This is a genomic window from Methylobrevis pamukkalensis (genome assembly GCF_001720135.1).
Lineage (GTDB): Bacteria > Pseudomonadota > Alphaproteobacteria > Rhizobiales > Pleomorphomonadaceae > Methylobrevis > Methylobrevis pamukkalensis.
In genome coordinates, this window is the sequence record NZ_MCRJ01000177.1 from 1 (window position 1) to 5,475 (window position 5,475).

Consider the following 5,475-nt stretch of genomic DNA (forward strand, 5'->3'; position numbering starts at 1 on the left):
CCGCGGCTGGCGGCATAGGCAAGCCCGTCCGGGGAGCCGGCGACGGACAGCGGCCCGTCGCGGTCGGCGACGCAGCCGGCAAGGCCGAGGGCCGCAGCGGCGGCGAGGAGGAGAAGGATCTGACGCGGACGGAGGGTCATGGCGGCCTTCAGGGCATGCGCGGGGCGCGGGCGGTGGCAAGGGCGGCGCGGCTTTCGGGCGCGACAGCACGCTGTCGACCGCGGCGAACACCTTGCCGGCCTCGGACTTGCGGTTGAGATGCCACAGCGACCAGCCGCGCATCAGGCCGAGGTCGCGGGTCTCCGCGGCATGGGCGCGGCGCGCGTCGAGCAGGGCAAGGGTCTGCGACCAGCGCCGGGCGTGAAGGCGGCGATCGCCTGTTCGGACAGGACGGCGACGCCGACCTCGTCGCGGCGGGCCGCGGTCATTTCCGGGGCGGTCGCGGCCAGCGTGGCGCCGCGCACGTCGCCGGCGGCAAACAGGGCGAGCGAGCGGCCGTAGACCGCGTCGGCGCGCACCTTGCCCTTGCCGGCCGTCGCGATCTCGAAGGCGCGGGCGGCTTCGACCGGACGGTCGAGGCGCAGCAGGCACCAGCCTCGATCAGGCTGTCGGCGGCCGAAAGCCGGCCGGCGGCGGCGCGGCGGCGGTCGGCGAGCACGAGGCAGCCCTGCCAGTCGCGCCGCTCGAAGCGGGCAAGCAGCGCGTCGCGACGGGCTTGCCGGCCGCCTTGCCGCGGCTGCCGATCTCCAGCGCGGCGAGATCGGGAAAGCGCTCCTGCCAGGTGGCGCGCAGGCTGCGGGCCTTTGCGAGGTCCCCTTCCGCGGCCTTGGCCAGCACCAGGCCGCGTGCGGCGCCTTCGCCGGCGTCGACCTCGAGGGCAAAGCCGAACCAGCCGGCCGCCGCCGCATGCTGGCGGTAGTCATGGGCATACCAGCCGAGCGCCTCGGCGCCGAGGGCCGAGCGCGTCTCGGTCACCGCCGCGGCATAGGCCGCGATCTCGGCGTCGGGCAGGCGCGGACGCGGCTCGCCCTCGAAGCGGGCGGCGCCGAGCGCCACGTAGAGGGCGGCAAGCTCCGGCGAGCGATTGCGTCCGTCGCGGGCGCGGGCCACGGCCTCCTCGCGCCGGCCGAGGCCGTCGAGCGACAGGACGATGCCCTCGGTGATCTTGGCCAGGTCGGGGCTCTCGCCGGACAGGGTCGCGGCCGTCTCGAAGGCGGCGAGCGCGGCGGCATGGTCGCTGCTTGCCCGCTTCCACCAGCCGACCAGCGCGGCGTCGGCGACCGGTCCCTCGGTGAGGGCCCTTGCCGCAAAGCGGTCGGCCGCCGCCGCGTCGGGCTTCGGCGCGGTGGGATCGGCGAGGATCGTGGCGATTTCGGCGCGGGCGATATCGAGCTCCAGATCGGCGAACTCCGCCTTGCCGTCGGCGCCGGTGCGGCCGAGGCCAAGCAGCGGCCGGATCGCGGCCGGGCCGAGCAGGGCGAGCGCCTTCTGCACGGTGGCGCGCCGGCCCTCGGCCTCGTCGCAGGTCTCCAGCAGCGTGCGATAGGCGGCCAGCGCCTCGGCAGGCGTTCCGGCCGCCTTCCGGGCAGCGGCGATGCGCCAGGCGACGTCGAGATCGGCGCAGCCGCCGAGATCGGGCGCGGAGGCGGCGAGCGCGAGTACCTTGGCCGCGTCGCCGGCCGCATCGGCGGCGAGCAGATCGCGGCGCAGGGTCTTGGCGGCGATCTTGGCGGCAAGGTCGGCGGACGGGGCGAAGGCCGGATCGGCGGCCTGCAGCCGGGCGATCTCGGCGGCAAGACTGTCGAGGTCATCGGCGCCGTAGAGGGACCAGAGCGCGGCCTCCGGGTCGGGGCCGGCCAGCGCGGAGACGTCCGTCGGCGGCGTCCAGTCCGGGTAGAGCGTCATCAGCCGCTTCAGCTCGGCGTCATAGCGGTCGAACTCGTTGCGCTCGGCATAGTAGCGCAGGGCGCTGAGATCGACGGCCGGTTCGGCCGCGACGGCCGGGAGCGCGGCGAGGAGGACCAGCCCGGCGAGCGGCGCGAGGCGGAGGGCGCGAAGGCGGGAGCGGGCGGTCAGAAGCATTCCGGATACCTCGTCCGGGCGGCGGCAAGCGCGAGCAGGCGCAGGGTCGCCGGATAATAGGGTTCGTCCTCGAAGCGCGAGAGCGCCGCGGGCCAGGGGGTGCCATCGAGCGCGCAGGCGACCAGCGCCGGCACCGCGCGGTAGCCGGAGGAGCCGAAGGCCGACACGGTCTTGCCGGTGAGCAGGTTGATCGCCTCCGGATCGCGGGCGCCGCCGGCCGGCCACAGCGCGGCATAGGGGGCAAGGTCGGCGCGGCTGCCGCCGAAGTCGCCAAGGTCGGCCATGGCGAGATAGAGCGGCACGCGCAGCGCGTTCCAGCCGAACACCGGATCGAAGCCGTTGGCCGGGCGCAGGCGGTCGCCGCCAAGCGCGGTCCAGTCGGGCGGCAGATCCTGCTTTCCGAAGCGGCCGCGACGGGCAAGGTCGAGGCCGGAGGCGGCAAGACCCCGCCAGTCGTATTCCGGCACCACGTCGGCCAGCGCCGGAAAGGCGGGAAACACCCAGTAGGACAGGTTGATCACCGGCCCGTCGCGGCGGTCGCCGGCGCGAAAGCCGGAGGCGCCGGGCAGGATCACCGGCTTGCCGCCGGTCTCGACCACGGCGCCGCGCAGCACGGCGCGGGCAATCCCGGCCGCCGACAGCCGCGCCGCGTCGCTTTGCCAGCGCGACCCGGCCTCGGCCAGCGCCCAGGCGATCAGCAGGTCGCCGTCGGTGGCATTGTTGGGGTCGGAGACGGGCGCCGCGGTCTTCGGATCGTAGCGCCAGCTGAACAGCGCGTCGTCGGTGCGGGCCAGATGCGCGCGGGTCCAGTCCCACATCCGGGCAAAGCCGTCGCGGTCGTCCGCGAAGGCGGCGAGCAGCATGCCGTAGCCCTGCCCCTCGCTGTGGCTGATGCCGCCGTTGCCGTCGTCGACCACGCGCCCGTCGTCCGCGACGAAGCGCTTGCGCCAGGCGGCAAACAGATCGGCGTCGAGCCGCATCGTCCCGGTGGTTGCGGCCGTGGCCGTGGCCGCGCGGGGCGACAGGCCGGTGAGCCCGGCGGCGAGGAGCACGGCGGCGCCGGCGAGCATGTCGCGCCGCCTCACGACCGCGCCTCGCGGCCACGGCGCAGCACGCTGCCGGCCAGCGCGCCGGCGGCGAGCGCCGCCAGCAGCAGCGCGGGCGTAGACGGCGGGATTGAGCGAGAACCAGGCGGCGGTGACGAGGCGCAGGTTGCCCGGCGACAGCGGCTGGGTGGCAACCAGCGCGCCGGTCTCGGCGGCATAGGCGGTGAAGCGGCTGCCGTCGCCGACCACGGCGCGGCCGGCAAGGGCGGTGAAGGTTTCGGGCAGCACGGCGCGCTCGACGCCGGACAGGAGTTCGGCGCGACCGGGCGCGGTGACGAGGGTCAGCGGCCCGCTCCAGCCCGCTGGCGCGGCCTGGGCAATCACCACCTCGGTGCGGTCATCGACAGCCACCGGCGTCGGCGCGCTGCCCAGATGGCGCAGGCCGCCCAGAAGATCCGGCAGGCCGCCGGCAAGGCCCAGCCCGGCCGGGGCCGGCTCGACCGTGCTGCGCCAGGCGTCGAGCATGGCGTCGTCGCCGGACCAGGCGCCGCCGGTGTCCGGGGCGTCGACGCTGCCGGTGAACAGCATGCGGGCGTCCGGCCGGGCGGAGGCAAGGCGCGCGAAGGCGTCGTCGATCCGGTGCGACAGGGCCTGACGCCCGGTGTCGGGACGGGCGAGCGCGCTGCCGTCGACGCGACGAGGGCGGCAAGACCCGGCGGCAGGTCGGCGGCGGCGCCCACCACCAGCGCGCCGCGCGGATCCGAGGCGTCAGTGGCCACGAATTCGAGCGGCGGGATCTCGGGCGCAGCAAGGGCGATCGCGAGATAGAGCGTGCCGGCGGCCGAGAGGGTGGCGGCGTCGAAGGCAGCGGGCGCGATGCGCAGCGGCCCGGCGCGGCCGGCGCCGGTGCGCCCGCTCGCCAGCGTGCCCGACAGGTCGGGCAGGCGGGCCATGCGGGCCAGCGCCGGGACGGCGATCGACGAGCCGGCCATCATCAGGAAGCGCGGCGCGCCGGAGATCTGCATGTTCGGATTGCAGTCCGCGTCGCCGGCCCGCGGCGTGCGCGCCTCGATCTCCACCCGGTTCGGACCGGGGCGGAAGGCCGACAGCGGCAGCTCGATCATCCGGGCCTTGAAGATCTGGCCGTTGTCCACGCCGAAGGGCAGCGTGGCCACGCGCTGGCCGTTGACGACGACGCCGAGATCGGAGGCGTCGTCGAGGCCGGGAGCGTAGGCGGCGGCGAGCCTGAGTTCGACGCTGCCATAGTCGGCGACCAGCGTGTCGGCCGGCAGGGCGAGATCGAAGCCGGTGCGGTAGAGCCGGCCGGTGAACTGCTCGCTGGCCACTCCGAAGGCCGTGAGCGGCAGGCGGGTGTCCTCGACCAGGCGCGGCGCGAGCGGCGAGGCGCCGACCCTTCGGGCGGCGGCAACGAGCGCGTCCTCCAGCAGCGCCGTGCGGCGCCGGTCGCCGGTGGCGATCACCAGCGTCGCCGGGCGGTCGTCCCCGGCCGGAATGAACTCGGGCGCGGAGGTGGCGGCGGCGGCGACCAGCGGGTCGATGCCGAGGGTGGTCAGGTCCTGCGGGCTGCCCACAACCAGATCGAGGCCCGCGCCAGCGCCGGCGACAGGATCGACGGTGAGGCTCGCCGTGCTTGCGCCCGCGGCGCGGGCGGCGAGCGCGGCAAGACGCAGCGCCCGCCAGCGCGGCCGGGTCGGTGTCGAGACTGCGCAGGCGGATCGGCAGCCGGCCCTCGCCGTCGCCGGCCACCTGGGTCAGGCCGGCAAGGCCCTCGGCGAAGGGCGCGTCGAACTGGATCCCCGACGCCGCGCCGTCGATCCGGGTCCAGAGCTCGTAGGTCGCCTCGATGCGGCAGTCGACCCGGTGGCGCTGGCTGGCGACGAGACGCACGACATTCCAGCCGGGGCGCAGGGCATCGGGGCCGAGCGCGAGGGTGGCGATGCCGCGGCGGGCGCCGCCAAGGGCGATCTCGCCGGCCGACCGGCCGTTGACGCTCGCCGACAGCCGCGAGGCCTCGGGCATCACCGCGACGGAGCTTTCGAGCGCCAGCAGCAGGCGCCCGCCGCGCCGCGCTTCGATCTCGGTCAGGAACACCGGGAAGGCGAGCGTGTCGGTCTCGCCGGTGAAGGCAAGGCCGCCGGCGATCGCCGGCAGCGGCCGCAGGCGGGCGGCCGGCTCGAGCGCGGGCGAGGACGTGGGCAGGGCGTCGGCCGCCCGATCCCGGGCCAGCGCCGGCGGGCAACCAGCGTCTGCGGATCTTCGGCGCGGGCCGCCGCGGGGCGGATCGCCGGGGCAAGGCCGAGGACCGCGGCGAGGATCGCGCTCGGGA

At 75.9% G+C, this 5,475-nt stretch carries 4 protein-coding genes and 1 pseudogene; all 5 read right to left on the reverse strand.

The features are described from left to right. Positions 1–281 precede the first annotated feature (281 nt). Positions 282–518, reverse strand: a complete 237-nt coding sequence (locus tag A6302_RS19130) for a hypothetical protein (protein ID WP_069308364.1) — start codon at positions 516–518, stop codon at positions 282–284. A gap of 82 nt (positions 519–600) precedes the next feature. Further along, a complete protein-coding gene (locus tag A6302_RS19135; protein WP_069308365.1) occupies positions 601–2,082 on the reverse strand; it encodes a hypothetical protein in 1,482 nt (493 codons plus the stop codon). Further along, a complete protein-coding gene (locus A6302_RS24910; protein WP_342586312.1) occupies positions 2,073–3,152 on the reverse strand; it encodes a family 8 glycosyl hydrolase in 1,080 nt (359 codons plus the stop codon). The genes A6302_RS19135 and A6302_RS24910 overlap by 10 nt, the downstream gene beginning before the upstream one ends. Before the next feature lie 356 nt (positions 3,153–3,508). Further along, entirely contained in the window at positions 3,509–4,720 is a 1,212-nt protein-coding gene (locus A6302_RS24915; protein ID WP_069308366.1) for a cellulose biosynthesis cyclic di-GMP-binding regulatory protein BcsB, read from the reverse strand. Positions 4,721–4,991: 271 nt separating this feature from the next. Next, positions 4,992–5,240, reverse strand: a pseudogene (locus tag A6302_RS26330) (cellulose biosynthesis cyclic di-GMP-binding regulatory protein BcsB); the annotation flags it as partial. Positions 5,241–5,475: the final 235 nt, after the last annotated feature.

What these genes read in the sequence shown, in the direction of transcription:
- A6302_RS24910 (WP_342586312.1), bottom strand. Translation starts at nt 3,152, where the DNA reads ATGCTCGCCGGCGCCGCCGTGCTCCTCGCCGCCGGGCTCACCGGCCTG.
- A6302_RS19135 (WP_069308365.1), bottom strand. Translation starts at nt 2,082, where the DNA reads ATGCTTCTGACCGCCCGCTCCCGCCTTCGCGCCCTCCGCCTCGCGCCG.